1 protein-coding gene is annotated in these 636 nt (G+C 70.6%); it reads left to right on the forward strand.

Translation table 11 applies throughout. From position 1 onward, the window contains the following. Positions 1–340: 340 nt before the first annotated feature. Positions 341–636 (forward strand): hypothetical protein (locus tag C7C46_RS33445; protein ID WP_425470170.1); only part of this gene is annotated, 296 nt, incomplete at its 3' end.

Here is a 636-nt window from a genome sequence, read left to right on the forward strand (position 1 = left end):
CCCACGCTGACGTGGAGTGTCCCGTCATAGGAGGATCGCGGCACGTTCCCCCGCGCCCAGGTGTCAGCACTGGTCTGTAGCCGATGGGGCCGTAAGCGCCTCTACTCACCATGTCGCTGCACCGGGCTGACATCCCTCCACGATCCGCGAGGGGCGCGCGAGGGCGCGCGGAGTGGTTGCGCACCGTGCTCGCGCGCTCGCGCAGCGTCGCCGATCGTGCCGCCGTCCGTGTAGCGTGCGCGGTGTACCGATCGCCCCTGCGCTGGACAGGGGGCGAGCCCGGTGGGTGGTGGAACACCCGGCCGGGCTCTTCACCCGCTAGTGGAATGAGCCACTTGGGATGCTCAGGAATGTTATCGCGCCTGCGCGCGACTTCACGATGATTGCCAACTCCCACATCTGGGACGACGATCTCTCCGACTCCGCGTTCCGCCTCCTCGTGCGGGCCCTCGCGCTCTCCGAGGCCAGGGCGCGCCGGACCACGGTGACGGAGCTGGCCGCCGGGTTGACGGGTGGGCGGATCACGGCGGACCGGGCGCGGCGGCAGCTCACCAATGCGGGGCTGCTGCACTGCGCCAAGCGGCGTGACGCGCACGGGCAGCTGCGGACGGAGTCACTGGTGTCGAGCGTGCCGCT

The sequence above is a fragment of the Streptomyces tateyamensis genome (assembly GCF_003205575.1).
GTDB classification, from domain to species: domain Bacteria; phylum Actinomycetota; class Actinomycetes; order Streptomycetales; family Streptomycetaceae; genus Kitasatospora; species Kitasatospora tateyamensis.